Origin of the sequence: Salinibacterium sp. SWN167, from assembly GCF_015864665.1 — a bacterium.
Lineage (GTDB): Bacteria > Actinomycetota > Actinomycetes > Actinomycetales > Microbacteriaceae > Rhodoglobus.
In genome coordinates this window covers 1,523,192-1,543,590 of the sequence record NZ_JADYWU010000001.1, presented here as the reverse complement: position 1 = coordinate 1,543,590, position 20,399 = coordinate 1,523,192, and the positions used below count along the sequence as shown (strand labels likewise).

17 protein-coding genes are annotated in these 20,399 nt (G+C 60.7%); 6 read left to right on the top strand and 11 right to left on the bottom strand.

Features of this window, described 5'->3' with window-relative positions; all coding sequences use genetic code 11:
- Nucleotides 1-23: 23 nt before the first annotated feature.
- The 5 genes from I6E60_RS07390 to I6E60_RS07370 form a co-directional block, all read right to left on the bottom strand.
- Nucleotides 24-2,396, bottom strand: coding sequence for a ComEC/Rec2 family competence protein (locus tag I6E60_RS07390; RefSeq protein WP_197179529.1), 2,373 nt, complete (start codon nt 2,394-2,396; stop codon nt 24-26).
- Nucleotides 2,393-2,983, bottom strand: coding sequence for a ComEA family DNA-binding protein (locus I6E60_RS07385; protein ID WP_307841794.1), 591 nt, complete (start codon nt 2,981-2,983; stop codon nt 2,393-2,395). Before I6E60_RS07385 ends, I6E60_RS07390 begins: the two co-directional genes overlap by 4 nt.
- 94 nt (nt 2,984-3,077) lie before the next feature.
- A complete protein-coding gene (locus I6E60_RS07380) occupies nt 3,078-4,400 on the bottom strand; it encodes a hypothetical protein (RefSeq protein ID WP_197179527.1) in 1,323 nt (440 codons plus the stop codon).
- A 204-nt stretch (nt 4,401-4,604) separates the two neighbouring features.
- Nucleotides 4,605-7,211, bottom strand: coding sequence for a leucine--tRNA ligase (gene leuS / locus I6E60_RS07375; RefSeq protein WP_197179525.1), 2,607 nt, complete (start codon nt 7,209-7,211; stop codon nt 4,605-4,607).
- 175 nt (nt 7,212-7,386) lie between these two features.
- Nucleotides 7,387-8,784: an anthranilate synthase component I family protein gene (locus I6E60_RS07370; protein ID WP_197179523.1), complete on the bottom strand. Its 1,398-nt coding sequence runs from the start codon at nt 8,782-8,784 to the stop codon at nt 7,387-7,389.
- Between the two features lie 11 nt (nt 8,785-8,795).
- On the opposite strand from I6E60_RS07370, the gene I6E60_RS07365 reads away from it, so the two are divergent.
- Both I6E60_RS07365 and I6E60_RS07360 read left to right on the top strand, forming a co-directional pair.
- On the top strand, nt 8,796-9,560 hold the full coding sequence (locus I6E60_RS07365) for an aminotransferase class IV (protein WP_197179522.1): 765 nt from the start codon (nt 8,796-8,798) through the stop codon (nt 9,558-9,560).
- 91 nt (nt 9,561-9,651) lie between these two features.
- Nucleotides 9,652-10,314: a DedA family protein gene (locus I6E60_RS07360; RefSeq protein WP_197125227.1), complete on the top strand. Its 663-nt coding sequence runs from the start codon at nt 9,652-9,654 to the stop codon at nt 10,312-10,314.
- Nucleotides 10,315-10,415: 101 nt separating this feature from the next.
- On the opposite strand, the gene I6E60_RS07355 is transcribed toward I6E60_RS07360, so the two are convergent.
- The 5 genes from I6E60_RS07355 to I6E60_RS14660 form a co-directional block, all read right to left on the bottom strand.
- Complete coding sequence (locus tag I6E60_RS07355) at nt 10,416-11,327, bottom strand: ABC transporter substrate-binding protein (RefSeq protein WP_197124343.1); 912 nt, start codon at nt 11,325-11,327, stop codon at nt 10,416-10,418.
- 2 nt (nt 11,328-11,329) lie between these two features.
- On the bottom strand, nt 11,330-12,082 hold the full coding sequence (locus tag I6E60_RS07350) for an ABC transporter permease (RefSeq protein WP_197124341.1): 753 nt from the start codon (nt 12,080-12,082) through the stop codon (nt 11,330-11,332).
- Entirely contained in the window at nt 12,079-12,762 is a 684-nt protein-coding gene (locus tag I6E60_RS07345; RefSeq protein ID WP_197124339.1) for an ABC transporter permease, read from the bottom strand. The genes I6E60_RS07350 and I6E60_RS07345 overlap by 4 nt, the downstream gene beginning before the upstream one ends.
- Nucleotides 12,759-13,586, bottom strand: coding sequence for an ABC transporter ATP-binding protein (locus tag I6E60_RS07340; RefSeq protein WP_197124337.1), 828 nt, complete (start codon nt 13,584-13,586; stop codon nt 12,759-12,761). Before I6E60_RS07340 ends, I6E60_RS07345 begins: the two co-directional genes overlap by 4 nt.
- A 129-nt stretch (nt 13,587-13,715) precedes the next feature.
- Entirely contained in the window at nt 13,716-14,366 is a 651-nt protein-coding gene (locus I6E60_RS14660; RefSeq protein WP_197154646.1) for a TetR/AcrR family transcriptional regulator, read from the bottom strand.
- Nucleotides 14,367-14,469: 103 nt separating this feature from the next.
- On the opposite strand from I6E60_RS14660, the gene I6E60_RS07330 reads away from it, so the two are divergent.
- The 4 genes from I6E60_RS07330 to I6E60_RS07315 all read left to right on the top strand — a co-directional run bounded on the left by I6E60_RS07330 (nt 14,470) and on the right by I6E60_RS07315 (nt 19,181).
- Nucleotides 14,470-15,153 carry an SOS response-associated peptidase gene (locus I6E60_RS07330; RefSeq protein WP_197179521.1) on the top strand — a complete coding sequence of 228 codons (684 nt, stop codon included), beginning with the start codon at nt 14,470-14,472 and terminating at the stop codon, nt 15,151-15,153.
- Nucleotides 15,154-15,212: 59 nt separating this feature from the next.
- Nucleotides 15,213-16,265 (top strand): App1 family protein, encoded by a 1,053-nt coding sequence (locus I6E60_RS07325; protein WP_197179520.1) that lies wholly within the window; start codon nt 15,213-15,215, stop codon nt 16,263-16,265.
- 79 nt (nt 16,266-16,344) lie between these two features.
- On the top strand, nt 16,345-18,141 hold the full coding sequence (locus tag I6E60_RS07320; RefSeq protein ID WP_197179519.1) for a glycoside hydrolase family 15 protein: 1,797 nt from the start codon (nt 16,345-16,347) through the stop codon (nt 18,139-18,141).
- On the top strand, nt 18,138-19,181 hold the full coding sequence (locus tag I6E60_RS07315; protein ID WP_197124327.1) for an FUSC family protein: 1,044 nt from the start codon (nt 18,138-18,140) through the stop codon (nt 19,179-19,181). The genes I6E60_RS07320 and I6E60_RS07315 overlap by 4 nt, the downstream gene beginning before the upstream one ends.
- Nucleotides 19,182-19,206: 25 nt before the next feature.
- Here the strand turns inward: I6E60_RS07315 and I6E60_RS07310 are convergent, their stop codons facing one another.
- Nucleotides 19,207-20,397 (bottom strand): glycoside hydrolase family 3 N-terminal domain-containing protein, encoded by a 1,191-nt coding sequence (locus tag I6E60_RS07310; protein WP_197179518.1) that lies wholly within the window; start codon nt 20,395-20,397, stop codon nt 19,207-19,209.
- Nucleotides 20,398-20,399 lie beyond the last annotated feature (2 nt).

Genomic DNA, 20,399 nt, shown 5'->3' with positions numbered 1-20,399 from the left:
TCAATTCGAACTGCGATCCCAGCCTAATGCCGAGCGCCCACATCCTTCTCCGACCACACGGAGACTGTGCCAGCCCTGTTCGTGGGCGAGACCAGCACGAGGCCATCACGGTCGCTACGCGCTATCGCTGTACCCGCGTCTTCGAGCATGGCAAGAGCGGAATCGGTCGGATGCCCGTAACCGTTGTCTGCGCCAACACCGATGAGTCCGAGAGTGGCCTGCAGTTCGGCATAGAGGGCTGGATATTGGTCACCGGAACCGTGATGGCTCACTTTGACGACATCCACTTGCCTCACGGTGTGCCCTGCGGTGAGCCGCGCTTGGGCGCTCTCTCCTAGGTCGCCCAAGAAGACTGAGCTAAGGCAGTGCTGCTGGCAGTCGGAGCGCGGCAGAAACTCGACGACAACGCTCGCGTCGTTTCCGGGATCGATGCCCGAAAGTTGGGCGGGCGGCCAGAGTATGCGCCACTGCAGTTCGCCGAGCTGGCCACGATCCCCTGCGCTGACGGGAACGACGTGCGCACCGCCGGCGGTGAGCCCCTCAAGCAGACGCGTGTCGCTGGGCGAGCCAGCTGGCCCGGCGAGCACTGCATCCGCGCGGCCAATGACAGCGCCGGTTCCCCCGACGTGATCGTGGTCGAAGTGCGTCAACACGAGCAGGTCGATGCGGCTTATCGAGAGACGATCGAGGCAGGCCTCAAGGAGCTCCGGGTCTGCACCAGTGTCGACAAGAGCAATCTCGTCTCCGCTGCGCATAACAACCGCATCCCCCTGACCCACATCGCACTGCGCAAATTGCCACTCCTTCGGCCAGGTCAATGCTGCGCTCACCGCAGAGCCTGCCACGACCGCAAATGCGAGCGCGGAGGCGATTGCGAGAGACCTGAGCGCAGCGGTACGCCAGAGCCCGCTGGCCACGAGAGCGGTGAGGAGCAGAACCGTGAGCACGCTGAGCGTCAGCACCCCGATCCACCCTTCCCACCACGGGATGCGCGCCCACGGCGCCTCGGCAAAGAAAACCGCCACGGCTGCCACCCATGCAGACGGAAGCCACGCCACCCACATCAGCCCTAGTCCAAGCACAGGAAACACAGAGAGCGCAACGCAGGCCGCGAGGCCAACGACCGTCGCAATCGGTGCCGCTGGTGCCGCCAGTACGTTAGCGATCACGCCATACGTCGGCAGCGAGGGCTGCAGTAGGAGCAGCACAGGCTGGCAGGCCAGCTGAGCGGCCAGGGGCACGGCGATCACGAGTGACAGCCACCGCGGCATCCAGTGCCCGAGAAACTGCGCGAGCGGCTCGGCAAAGAGAAGGAGGCCTGCCGTGGCGAACACCGAGAGCACGAATGCGAAGTTACGCGATAGCCAAGGGTCAAAAACGAGAAGTGCGATAGTCGCGAGTGACAGCACCGCCATTCCTCGGATCGGCCGCCCGTTCCCCAGAGCGACCAGAACAAAGGTCGCCATGAGAGCTGCCCGAAGCACGCTGGGGTCGGGGGTAACAACGACAACAAACGCAAACAGCACGAGGATGGACAGGCCGATTCTTACCGACCGGCTAACTCCAGCCCTGCCGCCAAGAGCCATAATCAGCCCGACAACGATCGCGCAGTTTGCCCCGGAGACCGCCGTGAGGTGGCTCAGTGAGCTCGTCTTCATCGCGGCATCCAAGTCGTCACTCACCGCGCTCGTGTCGCCGATCGCGAGCCCGCCCAGAAGCTCGCCACCACCCGGCAACTGTGCCGTCGCCGTTGCAAACGTGCGTCTCAGCTGATTAGCCCAGTCGAATTGCCAGTCGGGATCGGCCTGCCACTCCGGCGCTGCAGTCGCGAAGAGCAACACAGCACGGCCGTCACCGGGCTCGGTACTCGCTAACGTACCGGTCACCGTAAAAGTGACGCCGATCCCCCACGGTTCGTCGTCGGTGATAGCCAAGTCGAGAGAACCTGACTCCTCGCTGAGTTCGTCGTCAACACCACCAAACCCGCCGCGCTCGGTAAAGATGAGGGCGGGCGAATTGAGTTGCAGTTTCTCGCCGTCAACGTCGAGCAGAGTGATGGTGGCGGAGAAAAAGTCGGCGCCATCTCGAACTGCGGAGGTCGTCGTCGCAGTGGCGGTAACCGTTGTGTGCGCGGCAGCGAGTTCGCCTAGTACCGCAGGCTGACGTTCACTAGCGTGGAGTGCGACGGAGGTCGAACACAGCGCGGCCAGAGCGCAACCCAGCGCGACACTCGCGAGAAGGCGTCGCTCCCGAAGAAGCGCACCCGCAATGAGTACACCTGTAAGAAACCACAGGCTAATAGACACCGCCGGCGCCCACGTTGGCACGCCGATGACGAGAACCGCGACAAGCCAGGCACTTGCAACGGGCAGACTCAGCCGCAGGTCAAGACTCATATCGTGACCAATTCGCGAAGTCCGTCGAACGTGGCATCTCCAATTCCTGCGACGTTGCGCAGGTCATCGATGCTCGCGAAGCGCCCATTTGCCTCACGCCAAGCCAGAATACGAGCGGCCATCGCCGGCCCGATACGGGGCAGGGTGTCGAGGGCTGCGGCATCCGCGGTGTTCAGATTCACTCGACCATCGGATGCCGTAGCCGCAGCAGCCTCGTCGCCATCGGCAGGTACTGCGAACTGCTCTCCATCACTCAGCACGCGCGCGAGGTTGAGCTGATCAGGGTTAGCCCCCTCGGTGAAGCCTCCAGCGGCAGCGATCGCGTCGATTACGCGTGATCCTTCGGCCAATTCGAAGAGCCCCGGGCGCTCCACCGCCCCCGTAACGTGCACGAACAGAGCCGGCGACTCCACCACGAACGCGTCGTCGCCTGAGCCCACTTCGCCACGCGCAATCTCTACCGCAGTAGGGCTGCCCGTGAGTGCGGTCGCGAGAATCGCACAGCCGAGCGCGACAAGCACCACCACGATTACAGCGCCAACGCGCACCCGCAGCCGAGCCTTACGGGCCTGCTCAAACTCTTCCACCCCCACAAACTAAGCGCGCCCCGATTGCTCGGAGCGCGCTTAGTCGAACGTGTGGAGTGTCTTAGCCTTCGGCGGGCTGTTGACGAGTCGCGAGCTAAGTCGTTCCCGAGATCTGAAGCGGACGGTACGGATGCACCACTCGCGCCAGCAGAACCAGAAAATAGATAAAGCGCGCTGAGACAACGGTCAACCACACCGCCTCTGCTGTTGCTTCTCCCCAAAAGGAGATAAGAAATAATGCTGGCAAGGTCAATCCCACGCTGATCACCGCCAGAGAGCCCAATCCGAACCCTGGCGAGTCCAACACTTTCTGCGCCCCGAGGGCGAAACCAGTTATCGGTTCAAGCAACAGCTGGAATGCCATGGCCGCGATAACCACTGTGGGGATTGCGCCAAGATACGGGGTAAATGCGCCTAAGCCGACTAAGACAACTGAACACACCAGCAGGCATACGCTCGTCACCGCAATCAGCCGCCACAACAAGCGATTCTTTTCAGCATTACTCTTCGATCTTTGCCTGATGAGTCGGCCGCCAACGAGCCCATACTGTTTGAGCGGAATCACGATCATTCGAAGGATCGCGACGACAGCAAGCACGATGGCACCGTCTGCAGCGGAGTTGCGCGCGGCAATAGTTGCGGCGACGGAAAAAACGGTCATAAGAATGACGCCATCCAACGCCCCACGAACCCGTCCTGGAAGTGCTCTCAACGCCGAGCGAATGAACGCACCATCTAGCACCCAGCCGAATGTCAACTGACGGAGCGTGAACGAATAGATAGGAGTAACCCTCCGTGTTCGATAAAGGACGTTCGCAACGCTGACCGCCGACGATGTCATTCCGAGCCCGACAACGAATACCTGCGGCGACACATTAGTGAAAGCGAGTCCGGCTGCTGCGAAAACCAGCACTCCTGCCGCCGCAAGAGTCAGCACCAAATTCTCGCCATCGCGATTCTGCGCTTGGAAAATTCCGCTCAGGGTTGCACTAAAAGGGAGCAAAATGAGCGAGGTGAGCGAGGCAAACCAGTAATTGCGGAAAAGCTCGCCGCTGTCTGCGAGCGAAAGCGACACGACGACTCCCACAACAACAGCTCCCAGAAGCGTTAACCCAGCAGCGACCGCAGCCAGTCTGAATTCGACGGAAACCTCGCGCAGATACGATTCGCGATCATCAAGCGATCGCCCAGTGAATGCGAAGACTGCGTGAATAGCGAAGCCGGCAGAAGACACAAGTCCTACGCCGACGAAGGTAGCGGAGAGCCCGACTGCAGTTTGCACCTCAGTGCCGTACGCGGCGAAGAGAATCGCGAGGATGATCGCCGGCTGAGCGCTGGGAATGAAGGCGCCAAGGGCTGCTAGTGTTCCACGCTTCAAAAACTCAACAACCAAGCGTGCCCCGCGCTCTTTCAGCACCGATCACGTGAACTCTGTTTTCCTCTGTTTGCACCTCGGCGTTGCTAACGCAAAGGGATACCTGAGTCATAGTTGAATTTTAGACCAGCGGCACCGCACGGCGCAAAGATGTGCTTCCGCAGGATCTGCTCAAACTCTTCCACCCCCAAAAACTAAACGCGCCCCGATTTCTCGGGACGCGCTTAGCGGTAAGTGTGGAGCTTTTTAGCCTTCGGTCGGCTGTTGACGAGTCGCGATGTTCACGATCTTGGGAGCACGCACGATGACCTTAACGATCTCGCGGTCGCCGACGATGCGCTTGACCGCTTCGGACGCCATGGCGAGGGCTTCGAGATCGGCACCATCGATCTTGGGCGAGACTTCGAGGCGGTCACGCACCTTGCCATCCACCTGAACCACGGCCGTGACCGAGTCCTCAACGAGGAGAGACGGGTCGGCCTTGCGCCAGCCGGCGAGTGCAACGGTGGGCTCGTAGCCGAGCTTCTCCCACATCTCTTCTGCCGTGTGGGGCGCGAACAGGCTGAGCGCGATGGTGATGACTTCGGCAGCCTCGCGCACTGCAGCGTCGCCGCCGCCGGCACCGGTGTCGATCGTCTTGCGCGTCACGTTGACGAGGTCCATGATGCGAGCGACGAGCACGTTGAACTTCAGCGACTCGGCGAGACCAGGGCCATCGGCGAGGAAGCGGTGGGTGGCGCGACGCAGCGTGGTGTCGCCGGTCTTCCACTCGATCTCGGGAGCACTCGTGACATCCCGCACGACACGGAACGCGCGAGCCAGGAACTTGTGTGATGCCGCAGGCGACACGTCTTCCCAGTTGATGTTCTCCTCAGGCGGGCCAGCGAAGGCCAACGTCAGTCGCAGAGCGTCGGCACCGTGCTCGGCGATTTCGCCAGAGAACGTGACAGCCTTGCGGCTGCGCTTCGACATCTTCTTGCCCTCAGAGAGCACCATGCCCTGGTTCAGCAACGCGCTGAAGGGCTCGGTGAAGCTGACGTAGCCGAGGTCGAAGAGCACCTTGGTGATGAAGCGCGAATACAGCAAGTGCAAGATCGCGTGCTCAACGCCACCGACATACTGGTCAACCGGAGCCCACTTTTCTGCTTCTGCCGGGTCGAAGGCCTGCTCAGAGTCATTCGGCGACAAGAACCGCAAAAAGTACCACGAGCTGTCCACAAACGTGTCCATCGTGTCAGCGTCGCGAAGGGCAGGGCTGCCATCGCGCGGGTCTTCAACGTTGATCCAGTCTTCGGCTGCGGCGAGAGGCGACTTGCCCTTCGGCTTCAGGTCGAGACCCTCCGTCGACGGCAGTTCAACAGGCAGCTGGTCGAAGGGAACCGGAATCAGCTCGCCATCCGAACCGTGGATGATCGGGATGGGGGTTCCCCAGAAGCGCTGACGGCTGATCAGCCAGTCGCGCAGACGGTACGTCTTTGCAGCACGACCGGTGCCAGCAGCCTCAAGCTGCTCCACGATCTTCTTGATCGCATTGTTCTTGCTCAGACCATCGAGAGGGCCCGAGTTGATCATGCGGCCATCGCCCTGCAGCGACTTACCCGTCTCGCGCGGGTTCAGCGGCGGCAGGTCATCGGGGAGGATAGCCATGCCGTTTTCATCGAGCTCGAGAACGGGAATCAGGCCAGTGATCGGCGCATTTGTGTCGAGTACGACACGCACCGGCAGGTCGAACTTGATCGCAAACTCAAGGTCGCGCTGGTCGTGGGCAGGCACAGCCATGACCGCGCCATGACCGTAATCAGCCAGAACATAGTCGGCAGCCCAGATCGGGATGCGCTCGCCCGTGACCGGGTTGATGGCAAAGCGATCGAGAGGAATACCAGTCTTCTCCCGACCGGCATCCTTGCGCTCGATCTCAGTCTGCTTCTGGGTCTGCTCAAGGTAGCTCGCAAACGACGCCTTCACATCGTCACTGGCGTTCTCCACAAGTTCAGCAGCCAAGTCACCGTCAGGGGCGACGACCAAGAAGGTCACACCGTAGAGGGTGTCGGGGCGCGTGGTGAAGACCGTAACCTTACCGTCACGACCTTCGATCTCGAAGTCGACATCCGCACCGACCGAGCGGCCTATCCAGTTGCGCTGCATCGTAAGAACCTTCGACGGCCAGGCGCCCTCAAGCTGGTTGAGGTCGTCGAGCAGACGGTCGGCGTAGTCGGTGATCTTCAAGTACCACTGCGTGAGCTTCTTCTTGACAACGACGGCGCCGGAACGCTCGGACGTGCCATCAGCCAGAACCTGCTCGTTCGCGAGAACAGTCTGATCTACCGGGTCCCAGTTGACCCAGGAATCCTTGCGGTACGCGAGACCTTTTTCGTACATCTTGAGGAACAGCCACTGGTTCCACTTGTAGTACTCGGGGTCGCTCGTGTGCAGAACGCGATCCCAGTCAAAGGAAACGCCATAGAGCTTCATGCTCTTCTTCTGCTGATCGATGTTGTCGTACGTCCAGCCACGAGGGTCGATACCGCGCTCGATGGCGGCGTTCTCGGCGGGGAGACCGAAGGAGTCCCAGCCGATGGGGTGCAGAACGTTGAAACCACGCTGACGCCAGTAGCGTGCCGCGATGTCACCAAAGGCATACGCCTCGGCATGACCCATGTGCAGATCGCCCGAGGGGTACGGGAACATGTCAAGAATGTACTTGCGCGGACGCTTGTCTTCCGGGTCGCTCGTCGCGAACGGCTTAAGCTCTTCCCACTTGGCTTGCCACTTGGCGTGGATGGCGGCTACATCGTAGTCCGAGGCACCATCGCGGTCATCGTGTGCACCAGCAAAGTTGGGCTGCTCAGTCACGTAAACACTCTCAATTCGTTACAGGGAAGATCTAAGATTACCCAACTCACGGCCGCGCTCGAGGGGGCCAAAAAGTGTCGGGCAATTCCATTGTCTATGAGTTGACGTCTCTCACAGTACACAGCCCCACGGTAGACCGGTGGTTCGCTGTGGTTGAGAGCGGATGCGCGGCCGCTCAGTCGGCCGGAACACCGAGCACTCGTAGCAGTGCAGCCGCCTTCAACTTGACCTCGGCCAGCTCCTCCGCTGGCACCGAGAGAGCCGTGATGCCACCGCCGGCGCCGATCGTGGAACCTCGGGCATCCATCACGATGGAGCGGATGACCATAGCAAGGTCAACGGAACCGTCAAGCCCCACGTACCCAAAGACGCCCGAGTAGATGCCGCGCGGGGCACGCTCAAGAGAATCGAGAATGAGCGTCGCCGAATGTTTGGGCGCTCCCGTCATCGATCCAGCCGGAAACGACGCCCTGATGGCATCGACAGCGCTCACATCAGGCCGCAATTGACCCCGGATGGTGCTCACCAGCTGGTGCACGGTCGCATAACTTTCTACGTCGAACAGCTTCGGCACCGTCACCGAGCCGACCTCACAGACGCGACCAAGGTCGTTGCGCATGAGATCAACAATCATGAGGTTTTCGGCGCGTTCTTTGTCGCTCGCGAGTAGCTCGGCGGCGAGCCGGTCGTCGTCACTCTGGTCGGAGCCGCGGCCGCGCGTGCCCTTAATTGGCTTAGTCTCGATTAGCCCGCTCGGGTCGATAGAGAGAAACTGCTCGGGAGTCGAACTCAGCAGCGCGGTCTCCCCCACCCGCATAAATCCGCCATGGTGGCTCGGGTTCGCGGCGCGGAGCGCCAGATAAGTGCCCGCAGGATCAGCGACCTCATCGACGTGCACACTCGTCGTGAGACACAACTGGTAGGCATCGCCCTCAGTTATTGCGCTCTGGCAGGCTGCGATCATGGCGAGATAGTCAGCATCGGAATCGCGCCAGATGGCGCTCGGCGGCGGTGTCGCGGAGCGTGGTGAGTGTGCCTGCGGTGCGGTTGCAGGCACTACCGGCACCGCGGGATGGTCTGCTTCACCCGCCGCGGCAACAAGCGCCGCCATGTCGTCGCGCCACTGCGCGAGCTCCGATGTCCAGCTCTCGCCGAGAGCGAACAGGCTGAGCGACTGAGACGTGTGGTCGAACACCAGAGCGCGGTCTACCCACAGCCAGGCGGCATCCGGGGTCTCGGCTGGTTGAGTGATGGGAACGCCGAGCGACTCGCCCCGCAGTTCGTAGCCGAGCCAGCCAACCCAGCCGAGACAGAAACCCTCTGGTGCGGAAGACACATCGACGTCGGGCACGGCGAACTCGCGCTGCATCCAGTCGAAAACGGGTTCCGTGAGGTCAGTGCTGAGCACGGCGCGCTGCGAGAGCGCAAGGTAGCTGCGACCGGTCGTCGCGCTCACTCCGCTGTCGAGCCAGATTGCGCCTGCCGCACTATCGGCACTCTTCAGGAGTTCGCTAAACACCGCCGCGGGGTCGACCCAGCGCGGCAGGTCAGCAATGAGAACGCGAGAGCGCATAACCTAAGCCTATGAGTGCGGACGCAATTTACCGGTGGCAGAACGACCAACTCCTCGAAATTTCCCCCGACGACGTGCCCGAAACCCCCATGACAGTCGCCGATTCGTGGCTCGTCGACTCCGGCAAAGTGCTCGCCCTCAATCTTCACCAGCAACGATTCTTGGATGCCGTGCCCGCTGCCCAGCAAGAAACTGCTGCAAAATTCTTCACGGCTGCGATCGCGGCTCTCCCCCGCGCTGGCGCCTGGTTTCCGCGCGTCGAGCTTCGCGGAGCCGAGCTCTTTCTGCGCTTGCGCGCCAACCCCGAATTGCGCCGCTCAGCGAAGGCGATCAGTTTCACGGGGGAGGATCCTCGGAGCCAGCCCAGCGTCAAAGGGCCGGACATTCCCGCCCTCGGAGCCTTGCAGGTTGGCGCTCGCGCTCACGGCGCCGACGAAGCGATCATTCTCACCGACGAAGGCTTCGTTATCGAGGGTGCGTACAGTGCGATTTTGTGGTGGCGCGGCGAAATTCTCTGCGGTCCCCCGGCGGAGTTCCTCCGCGTAGACAGCGTGACCGCCCGCAGCGTGCTCACGCTGGCGCGGGCGCTCGGGCTCGACACCCACGAAGAAGCCGTGACTCCGGCCGAACTCGCCGAAACCGAGGTGTGGGTAGTGAATGCTCTGCACGGCATCCGTATCGTCTCCGAGTGGGTTGAAGGGCCAGCTGTTGCGGAGAAGCCTGGCCGTCTCGCGCAGTGGCGCACCCGGCTCGTAGCCCTCGCTCGCACCATATAGCCAGTCTGCTTTCGGCTTGGCTCGCTAGGCTGATTCTGTGGATCCTGCTTACCTTGCCCTCAACACCGCAGTCGTCGCTGCCGGCGTTGATATCGGCCAATGGGTCAACGATGCGCTGAGCTACATTCTTGACACCGTGCAGTCGGTTGATCCGGTGCTGCGCACCATCCTTGCGGGCGTCGCGATCATGCTCGAGACCTCGATCTTGGTCGGGCTGCTCGTGCCCGGCGATACCGTGGTCTTAGTCGCCAGCTCAGCAGTGGGCAGCGTTCTTGAGGGTGCCATCCTCATCGCGGTCGTAATCGTTGGTGCCCTCATCGGTGAGAGCGTCGGGTTCGCGCTTGGGCGCTTCTTCGGCCCAAAGATCAGGCACTCGAAGCTCGGCAAGCGCATTGGCGAGCAGCACTGGGTTCAGGCCGAACGTTATCTTGGGCGCCGCGGCGGTATCGCGGTATTCATCTCCCGCTTTCTGCCCGTGCTGCACTCGTTGATTCCGGTAACGGTCGGCATGAGCACCATGCGTTACCGCACGTTCATGGCGTGGACCGTTCCTGCCACCAGCATCTGGTCAATCGGCTACGTCTCCGTCGGCGCGCTCACTGCTGGCAGCTTTCGGGAGCTCCTCGATCAGTTGCATTACGCGGGGTATATTTTCGTCGCCGTTGTGGCGGCGCTTGCCATCATCACGTTTGTCGCCAAAAAACTATTGCACCGCTCTCAGCAACGCCATATGGAACATCACGACAGCGAATAATCGTTAACGGCAGAGGGACGGATGCTCGTGCATCCGCCCCTCAGTGCTGAACTAGTCAGCAGTGCTGAACTAGTCAGCTAGGTGTTGTTGCTTGGCCAGTGCTAGCTGAGACCGTTTTCGCTCAACCACGCGCTGGCGATGTCGTCAGACGACATCTTGTCAACGGTGCTCTGAACGTTGAGGGCTACGAGGCCTTCGGGCGTGAGCTTGGCGCTCACAGCGTTGAGCACGTCAGCAACAGAGTCAGCGATATCTGCATTTACCAGCGGAACAACGTTGGATGCCAAGAAAAGCCCCTCAGGGTCAGTCAGGCTCACGAGGTTCTCGGTTTGGATGCGCGGGTCGGCGCTGTAGACGTTTGCGATGTTGATGGTGCCCGCAACGAGAGCATCAACCGTCGTGTCGCCGGTGGCGGTGAAGCTCACGGTTGCACCGTACGTGTCTTGAAGACCGGCAGGTCCGTAGGGGCGCTCTTCGAGTTCAGCGTTGCCGCCGAGCTTGAGGTCGCTCACGCCAGCCAAGTCCGCGAGCGTGACGAGCGAGTTCGCTGCGGCGAAGTCAGCCGTCACGTTGTAGGAGTCTTGGTCGGTAGCAGATGCTTGGTCGAGAACGGTGAGACTCTCAGGAAGTGCGTCAGCGAGCTCTGCATAGACCTCGTCTGAAGCGGTAGCCGTTGTGTCGGCGCTGTAGAACTGGAGAAGGTTTCCCGTGTACTCGGGCATGATGTCGACTTCGCCGCTTTCAAGAGCGGGAAGGTAGGCGTCGCGCTGGCCGATCTGGAACTGACGATCAACGTCGAAGCCGGCGTTTTCGAGTGCCTGCGAATAGATTTCCGCAATGATTTCGTTGGAGTAATAAGCCTGCGATCCTACGACGATGGTGTCGCTACTGGCGTTGTCATCACTCGATCCAGTGTCCAGGGGATCACTAGTTGCACACCCTGACAGGGCAATTGCAACCCCGACCGCGGCGGCGCCAAGCGCGAGCCGGCCTTTGTTCTTAGCTGTGAACATTTCTATCCTCTTCTTTCTTGGGCAACTTTTGCTGCCACCGGACGTCGTCGAGGTGACGACGTTCGGACATCTTTAGCACGCCCAGCCGAAACTCCGCGGGGAACCGCGAATTGTTGAAGCAGAGCGAATATTCCATCGAGAGCGAGCGCGAGCGCCGCAATCAGCAGGGCACTGCCGAGCATCTCGTCATAGCGCTGGAGGGGAAGGCCGCGGAAGATATAAATTCCGAGACCGCCAAGGCCGACGTAGGCCGCCAGAGTCGCAGTGGCAACGACTTGCAGCGTTGCCGCCCGCAGCCCGCCGATCAGCAGCGGAAGCCCCAGGGGAACCTCCACTTTCCAGAGGATTTGCCACTCGGTCATGCCGATAGCGCGGGCCGAATCTATGACTCGGCGGTCGACAGCCTCGATGCCCGCATAGGCACCAGCCAGAATCGACGGGATGGCGAGCAACACGAATGCAGTGACGGCCGCAATTTGCAGTTGAGTCTGGGCCACGCCGAAGAGCAGAACCAGCAGCAGGATGAGACCGAAGGACGGCAGGGCGCGAGCCGCACCAGAGAGCCCGACAGCGAATTCGCGTCCCTTCCCCGTGTGACCGATGTAGAACCCCAACGGCACTGCGATCAAGGCGGCGATCACTACCGAGAGGAAGGTATAGAACAAGTGCTCTTCGACGCGAACGGGAATGGGGTTGCTGCCGCCAAGACGTTCCGGTGAGAAGAGCCACTGAATTGCTTCTACTAGAAGGTTCATACGAGTTCACCTTCCTTCACTGGTTCAGGCACAGGCTTCTTTTTCTTCGCCACTGTTGCCCACGGCATGAGAAAGCGCCCGAGGAGCACGAGGGCTCGGTCGATAAGCAGAGCAACCACCACAGTCATGACAACGCCGGAGAAAATCTCCTCGATGATGCGACGCTGAAAACCGTTGGTGAAGAGATAACCGAGGCTCTCGACTCCGATCAGAATTCCGACCGTCACAAGGCTGACGGTGGAGACCGCTGCCACGCGCAATCCGGCAAGCACGACGGGCCCGGCGAGCGGAAAGTCGACCGTCCAGAATCTACGCCAGCCGCCAAAACCGACGGCGGTGGCAGATTGACGAATTGCGGGATCGACGGAGGCGAGAGCATCCGCTACTGACCGCGCCATGATGGCCACCGCATAGAGCGTGAGCGCAATCATGATGTTGTACTCGCTCAAGAAAGGAATCCCCAACAACGGTGGCAAGATCACAAAGAGCGCGAGCGAGGGAATCGTGTAGAGCAGCCCGGCAAGGGTCAGCAAGATGCCCCGCGTGAGCTTGAAGCGATATGCGAGCCACCCGAGGGGGATCGAAATGAGGAACCCAAGAACGATCGGCGGAATGCTCAACCGAATGTGTTCGAGCGTGAGGCCCCAGATCAGATCAAGATTATTGATGATCCAGGTCACGCTAGGTCTGACCCTCCTACAAGAACACCGGCGCCGCGGCCTTCACTGTCGACGAGAATTGTTCCGTTAGCGGTCTTTTTGAGCGTGAGCGCTCGCTTGCCACGGTCAGTCCCGATGAAATTGGCGACGAATTCGCTGGCCGGTGCTGCCATGATCTCGGTCGGGCTGCCGACCTGCGCGATCTTGGCGCCCTTTTCAAGAATGACGACCTGATCGCCAAGCAAGAATGCTTCGTCAATGTCGTGGGTCACGAACACGATCGTCTTGTCGAGCTCATGCTGCAACCGAATGGTTTCTTGCTGCAACTCAGCACGCACGATCGGGTCAACCGCACCGAAGGGCTCATCCATCAGCAGGATATTGGGGTTGGCCGCAAGACCGCGCGCCACACCGACGCGTTGTTGCTGCCCGCCCGAAAGCTGGCTGGGGTAACGGTCCGCCAAAGAGCGGCTCAGGCCGACGGTGTCGAGGAGCTCGAGCGCCTGCTCTCGTGCCTTCTTCTTGGGCACTCCGTTGAGCATCGGCACCGTGGTGACGTTGTCGATCACCTTGAAGTGCGGCAAGAGCCCGGAGTTCTGCATGACGTAGCCAATGCTGCGCCGGAGAGCGACCGGTTCTTTGCTCATGATGCTGACGCCATCGATTTCGATGTCGCCATCCGTGGGATCAACCATGCGGTTGATCATTCTCAACAGCGTTGTTTTACCACTGCCCGATGACCCGACGAAGACCGTAATCTTTCGCGACGGAATCACGAGATTAAAGTCCTCGACGGCCACGGTCCCATCAGGGAAACGCTTGGTTACTGCTCGAAATTCAATCATAATTTCGGCTCATTCCTCGCGCCTCTACGCGGATCGACACTTGCCAGCACTATTAGCTAAACAGTATTCGAAGCCGCTGTCATTCCCGATTGGGCATAACTAAGGCAAATTCGCATAAAGCGAACGCAACTACCAGCCGATGTTCTCCGCAATGAAGCCGCGAACATACGACGTGCTCACCGTGATGAACTCATCATCGCCCTGCGGGTTCATCAAGAATGCGCGCGCTACGAGGGCATCGCTCATCTCGAGAGCCGCTTCAAGCGTGAAGCGCGTTGCCGCGGAGTTCTCGACGCCAAAACGAGCAGACAATGCTTCAACGATGCGCTCAGCAACCAGCGACTTGTGCGTGCGGCCGTTCGGCAGCGGGCGCAGGTCGAGCTGGTCTCCTACGCGCAATCCGCGGAAACCTGGTTCGGTGCGGTACGTGTAAATAACGGATTCGAACGCCGTGCCCAGCGCTGCACGCCAATCAGCGTGGGCTGGGTCGTTGATCGCATCCGTAATACGAGTCATCACGCGCTCAAAGTTGCGTGATCCCAAAGCCTGCAGCAATACGATGCGGTCGGGGAAGTAGCGGTAAACAGTGCCGATCGACGCTCCCGCGCGCTCGGCAACCATAGCGGTGGTGAGTCGCTCAATGCCGACCTCGTCGACGATGGATGCTGCTGCATCAAGTAGTGCGGTTAGTCGAGCTGTGCTGCGTGCTTGCACTGGCTCGTTGCGTAGCGAGACTGCTGGTTCAGTCACGATCTCAATGGTGGTTGTTTGTGCGGACACAATGGCCCCCTTCTCGGTGTCTGATCAATCCTAACCTTTAGAACGATTGTTCTACGTGGGGTAGAAGCTCACTTTTTCTGGCAAAGAGCCGTAAAATTCATATATGTGCGGTCGATTTGCGATGGACGACACGGTGAACCAGATGATCACCGAATTTGTTTCGTCGACCGGTAGACCACCTGAAGAATGGCAGGCTGACTGGCTGGCCACCCCGATTGTGCGACCGACCGATCAGGTCCCCATCCTCCTCAAGACGGCGAGCGACCGTGACGACCCGGAGTCAGAAGTGATTGCCCGTGCAGCGCTCGCGCAGTGGTGGCTCACTCCCCCGTTCTCCCCCGTGTTGCGCGGAAAGTATCCGACCTTCAACGCTCGCAGCGAAACAGTGTCCGAGAAACCCACTTTTCGCTCAGCGGTGATCAGCCAGCGCGCCGTGCTGCCGGCGATCGGATACTTCGAAACGCAGAAGAGCGGGGCGAAGCCCGTTCCCTATTACATTGCACCCCGCGAAGGACTCCTGTTTTTCGCGGGCCTTTACTCATGGTGGAAAGATCCCACTGCTGACCCGAGCGACCCCGCGCGCTGGCACCTGACGACCACCATGTTGACCCAGGCTGCAACCGGCGCGTTAGCCGACATCCATGATCGGATGCCGGTCATCGTTGCCAAGGACGCCATCGACGAATGGATCGACCCCCACACCCGCGGCGACCGGTTATTGGTCGACGCGGTGGTTACCGCATCCGCAACGTTGAGTGAACAATTGCAGGCTGAGCCGCAGCATTAGGCACAGCGCGAGAACTCGGGTGCACTCCGGATCCTCACGAGTGACCCTAGGCTGGACTAATGGCTCGTACCAGCACGTCCAGCACTCGCTCGAACAAGGCGGGCGAGATTCTCCATCGAGCCGCCCGCATCGAGGATGCGTTTCACCGGTGGCGTGAACGTCGTGGCCGCAAGCGCGGGCTAACCACCACGATCATCCCGTACAGCAGCTATGGTGCTCCCGGTTGGGCTCGGGTGCTCTGCCGCGTTGTATTGACTCGGGGCACGGAGACGTCCAAGAAGCGTGCCGAGAAGGTGCGCGGCTGGCGCAGTTTCTTCAGCATCCCTGTTGATGACGAAGTAGTTACGGTGACCATCGGCGGCACCAAGATAGAGGTCACGCCCAGTCGCGGCGGCGTCATCGATGTGCAGATAGACGCAACACTCAGCCCTGGCTGGCAGACGGCCACTCTCGATTCGTCCGGAGCGGAACAAGCAACCGCCCACATTTTTATAGTCGACCCGAAGTCGACATTCGGCGTGATCTCCGACGTTGATGACACCGTCATGGTGACTGCGCTCCCCCGACCGCTCCTTGCTGCATGGAACACTTTCGTGCTCGATGAACATGCCCGGCGTCCCGTTGCCGGGATGGCTGTGCTCTATGACCGGATTGCTCGGGCGAATCCGATTGCTCCCGTGATCTATCTGTCGACGGGCGCATGGAACGTAGCTCCAACACTGACCCGTTTCTTGCGTCGTAATCTTTACCCGCGGGGAGCAATGCTGCTCACCGACTGGGGCCCTACCCACGATCGATGGTTCCGCAGCGGCGCTGAGCACAAACGTGCCGAGCTGCGACGGCTCGCCGCTGAGTTTCCGAACGTGAAGTGGCTCCTTGTAGGCGACGACGGCCAACATGACGAAGAGATCTATGGCGAATTCGCTCGCAGTCATCCCGACAACGTTTCCGCCGTCGCAATCCGCCAGCTCTCGGCCGGTGAAGCAGTTCTCGCCGGTGGACGTAGCCGGTCAGCCGAAGACGAAGAAACCTCCTCGATCCCGTGGCGTTTTGCGCCAGACGGTGCACGCCTCGCTATTGAGCTACGCGAACTTGGTCTCATCAACGATTAGCGTCAGATTCTTTGTTAATTTTGACGCACGATGCGTGGATCTGCAGGAACAGGGCGCCCTACGCTGCAATGATTGACTAATGGCGTTACCAATCGAAGACTATGCCCTCATCGGCGACTGTCAGACTGCTGCCCTTATCGGAAAAGATGGCAGCATTGACTGGCTGTGCTTTCCGCGATTCGACTCTGCGTCGATGTTTGGCGCCCTGCTCGGCAACGAAGACCATGGCCGTTGGCTCGTCGCTCCCCGAGCGAGTGTGGATGCCCCCGCCACCGTCACAACGACGCGCAAGTACCAAGACAACACCTTCATCCTCGTCACCAACTGGGTGACAGAAGACGGCGAAGTTGAGGTCACCGACTTCATGCCCCACGGCAACCGCCGGGCCGATGTGATTCGCCGTGTGCGGGGAATCAGCGGCAGTGTAGAAATGTACGCCGAACTCTTGATTCGTTTTGGCTATGCCACCGCTTTGCCGTGGTTGCACCAGGCACCCGAATCTGGCGGGCACGCCATCATCGGCGTTGCCGGCCCCGATGCCATTGTCGCTCGCGGCGTTGAGATGCACTCCGCAGACCACACTCACCGCGGTGAATTCACCGTGAGTGCTGGCGAAATTCGCGACCTGACGATGACGTGGTACCCCGCGCACCGCAATCCACCGGCAGACGTCGACGTGGATTCCGTGCTTGAGACCACACGCCAGTGGTGGATCAACTGGTCTGCCCACTGCGAACCAACTGAGCAGTATCGCGAGATCGTCAAACGATCGCTTCTCGTTCTGCGGGTCCTCACGCACGAAGACACCGGAGGGATCGTTGCTGCGGCCACGACCAGCCTTCCCGAATGGTTCGGGGGCACTCGCAACTGGGATTACCGCTACGTCTGGCTGCGCGACGCGGCGCTCACCCTGCACGTGTTGCTTGACCACGGCTATGTTTCCGAAGCCGAGGCCTGGCGCCGGTGGTTGCTCCGCGCCATCGCCGGTGACCCCGCCGACGTTCAAATCATGTACGGCCTCTCTGGCGAGCGCTGGTTGGAGGAGCGCGAGCTCACTTCCCTGCCCGGCTACGAGGGTGCTTCCCCCGTGCGCGTCGGCAACGGCGCCTTCGACCAGTTTCAAGGCGATGTCTTTGGTGAAGTCATGGTGGCCCTCCAAGCCGCTCGACGCTCTGGCGTTCACGAGAATGACTTCTCTTGGCCCCTGCAGCGCGCGCTCATGTCGCACGTCGAAGACAACTGGCAACGCCCCGATAACGGCATCTGGGAGATCCGTGGGCCAGAACGTCACTTCACGCACTCTCGCGTGATGCTGTGGGCGGCGATGGACTGTGCGATTACCGCTGTCGAAGAGTTTGGACTCGATGGTCCCATCGAGACGTGGAAAGAGATCCGCGAAGAGATTTACCAAGAAATCGAGCGCGAAGGGTGGGATGCCGAGCGCGGCACCTACACGCAGTATTACGGTGGCACCGGCGTCGACGCTTCACTTCTGCAACTCCCTCAGGTCGGCTACCTTGCCGCCGATGACCCCCGCATGCTGGGAACAGTCGCGGCGATTGAAGACGAACTACTCTCCGACGGACTCGTGTTGCGATACCTCACCGAAAGCGGTGTCGACGGGTTGCCTGATGGCGAGAATCCGTTCCTCACGTGTTCCTTCTGGTTGGTTGAGCAGTACGCTGCGTCCGGCCGAATGGATGACGCAACCACCCTCATGGATCGTCTCGTCGGCTTCGCAAACGATGTCGGTCTCATTAGCGAGGAATACGACACCGTGAACAATCGCCAGGCGGGAAACACCCCTCAAGCACTCAGCCACCTGGCACTCGTGCGCGCCGCCGATGCGATTTCGGAAGCAAAGACACCGCGGTGAAGTTCGTAACGACGCTTGTTATTGCGCGTCGTTCTCCGCTGCTGCAAGTACTCAAAACATCTGTTGCCGCCGTAATCGCGTGGCTCGTCGCGGGTTTCGTCGTGCAACAACCGCTGCCCATTTTTGCGGCGATCGCAGCACTCCTCGTGGTGCAGCCGAGCGTTACGCAGTCGATCGAAAAGGGCCTCGAGCGCAGTATTGGTGTTGTCGCGGGCGTAGTGATCGCTCTCGGGGCCGGGCAACTCTTCGGAGACTCAACCTGGGTCATTCTGATGGTGATCGTGCTCGCGGTCGTCGTCGCTTGGGCGTTGAAACTCAGCGCGGGGTCTGCCAACCAGATTCCCATCAGCGCCATGCTCGTGATCGCGCTCGGCGGCCAGAATGCTGAATATGCCGTTGACCGCATCATCGAGACGATCATCGGTGCCATGATCGGCCTCATCGTGAACCTCGCGATCGTTGCCCCGGTGATCGTGAGCCCCGCCCACACCGCGGTGTCGTTGCTGACCAAGCACACCGCTGCGGCCCTCGAATCCTTAGCCTCCGCCCTTCGCGTGCCCAAAACGGATGCCGAACTCGAGGTGTTGTTGGCAGATTCGCGCCACCTCAAAGAGCTTCGCGACGCAGCCTCCGCGGCACTTCGCAAGGGAACAGACAGCCTGACGTTGAACCCCCGCCGCAGCAAACACCACCGCATGCTGCGCCGCGACCGCGACCTCTTTGCAATGCTCACTGTGATCGTCACTCGAACGCTCGGGATGGCGCGTGCCATTCACGACCGTTACGATTCCGACCTCGCAACCGACCCCGTTGCGCTGTCGATTGCGGGCGAACTCGAACGCGCCGCCCACGACTTGCGGCTGCGCGGCCGCTCACCGAGCGAACGGGAGACCGCGCCGCCGACGCGGGAACTTCTCACGCTCACCGCTCCACTCACGGTGTTGACGCCGCATCCGCAGCATTGGATCTTGATCGGTTCGCTGCTGGAGGATGTGCGTCGCGTTCACGAAGAAATTGTCGGCGACAAGCCAACCGGCTAGCAGCTGAGCAGGCGAGCGTCGCTCGTTAGCCTGCGATCGTGACGCAGTCGGCTAGACAGTGCACGAAGCGACCGGTCTCGCCGGAGAGGCCGCGGCGCATTTCAAGCAGCTTCAGCGCAGCCTCGTCGATGACGGCTTCATCGAGTTCGCCCTCGTCAATAGCGTGCGACACGGCGGTCACGATACCGGAGGCGTCAACAGCTCCGACGTAGAGCAGCATCGTGTTGCCCGCCTCGATCGCGCGCACCGCGTTGGTGACCTGATTCGAATATTCTGCTACTCCTGAACGCTCAAGCATGCCCATGTCGTCGGTGATCGATACCCCGTCAAATCCGAGATCGTCGCGCAAGATTTCGTGCCAGCGAGCCGAGAACGTCGCCGGTTCCTGGTCGACCGCGGTGAATTCAAGATGCCCGAACATGACCAAGGGGGCGCCAGCAGCAATACCCTCCTCGAACGGCACCGCGTGAGTGGATTTCCAGTCGTCATACGACAGTGCCGTTGTCGGGATGCTCGTGTGCGAATCCCCTTCGGCTGCACCATGCCCCGGAAAGTGTTTGAGCGTAGAAAGGATGGGCGATTCACCCTCAACGGCCTCAGCAACGCGCGCGCCCGCCTCCGCTCCAGTACTGCCAAATGAACGTTCGTAGATGAAACTCGACTGATCGCTGGGAACGTCGGCGACGATTCCGAAATTGACCGATACCCCCACCGATTCGAGCAGGGCACCACGTTGGGCGAAGGCGTCGAAGGTAGCTTGCGGGTCACGATCGCGCAGCTCGAGAGCAGATGCCGCGTCATCCGTCGGAACGCGACGCACGATTCCGCCCTCCTGGTCGGTGGCCACCAAAACAGGCAAGCCCGACTCGTCACTGAGAGCAGCGGTATCTGCGGTGAGTTGGCTGAGCGTGCTCGGGATGTTATCGCCCATGAGAATAAAGCCGCCGACATCCGCAAAATCAGAGCTGATGCGATCGGCCGGAGAAACCCCGGGGATGTGGACCATGAGCATGCTCAACACTTTTTGTCGCAGTGACATCGTGGACAGTCGATCACTCGCATACTGCGCGACTGGATCGACCTGCACGGGCGTTACGCGTGGCGCAAAAGTGGGTGCTGGCACCACAGCAGACGGTGACGTCGCCGTACAGCCCACGAGAGTGAACGAAACAGCCAGTGCGACCGCAAACGCGGGGACTCGGCGCGCACTCGTCATGC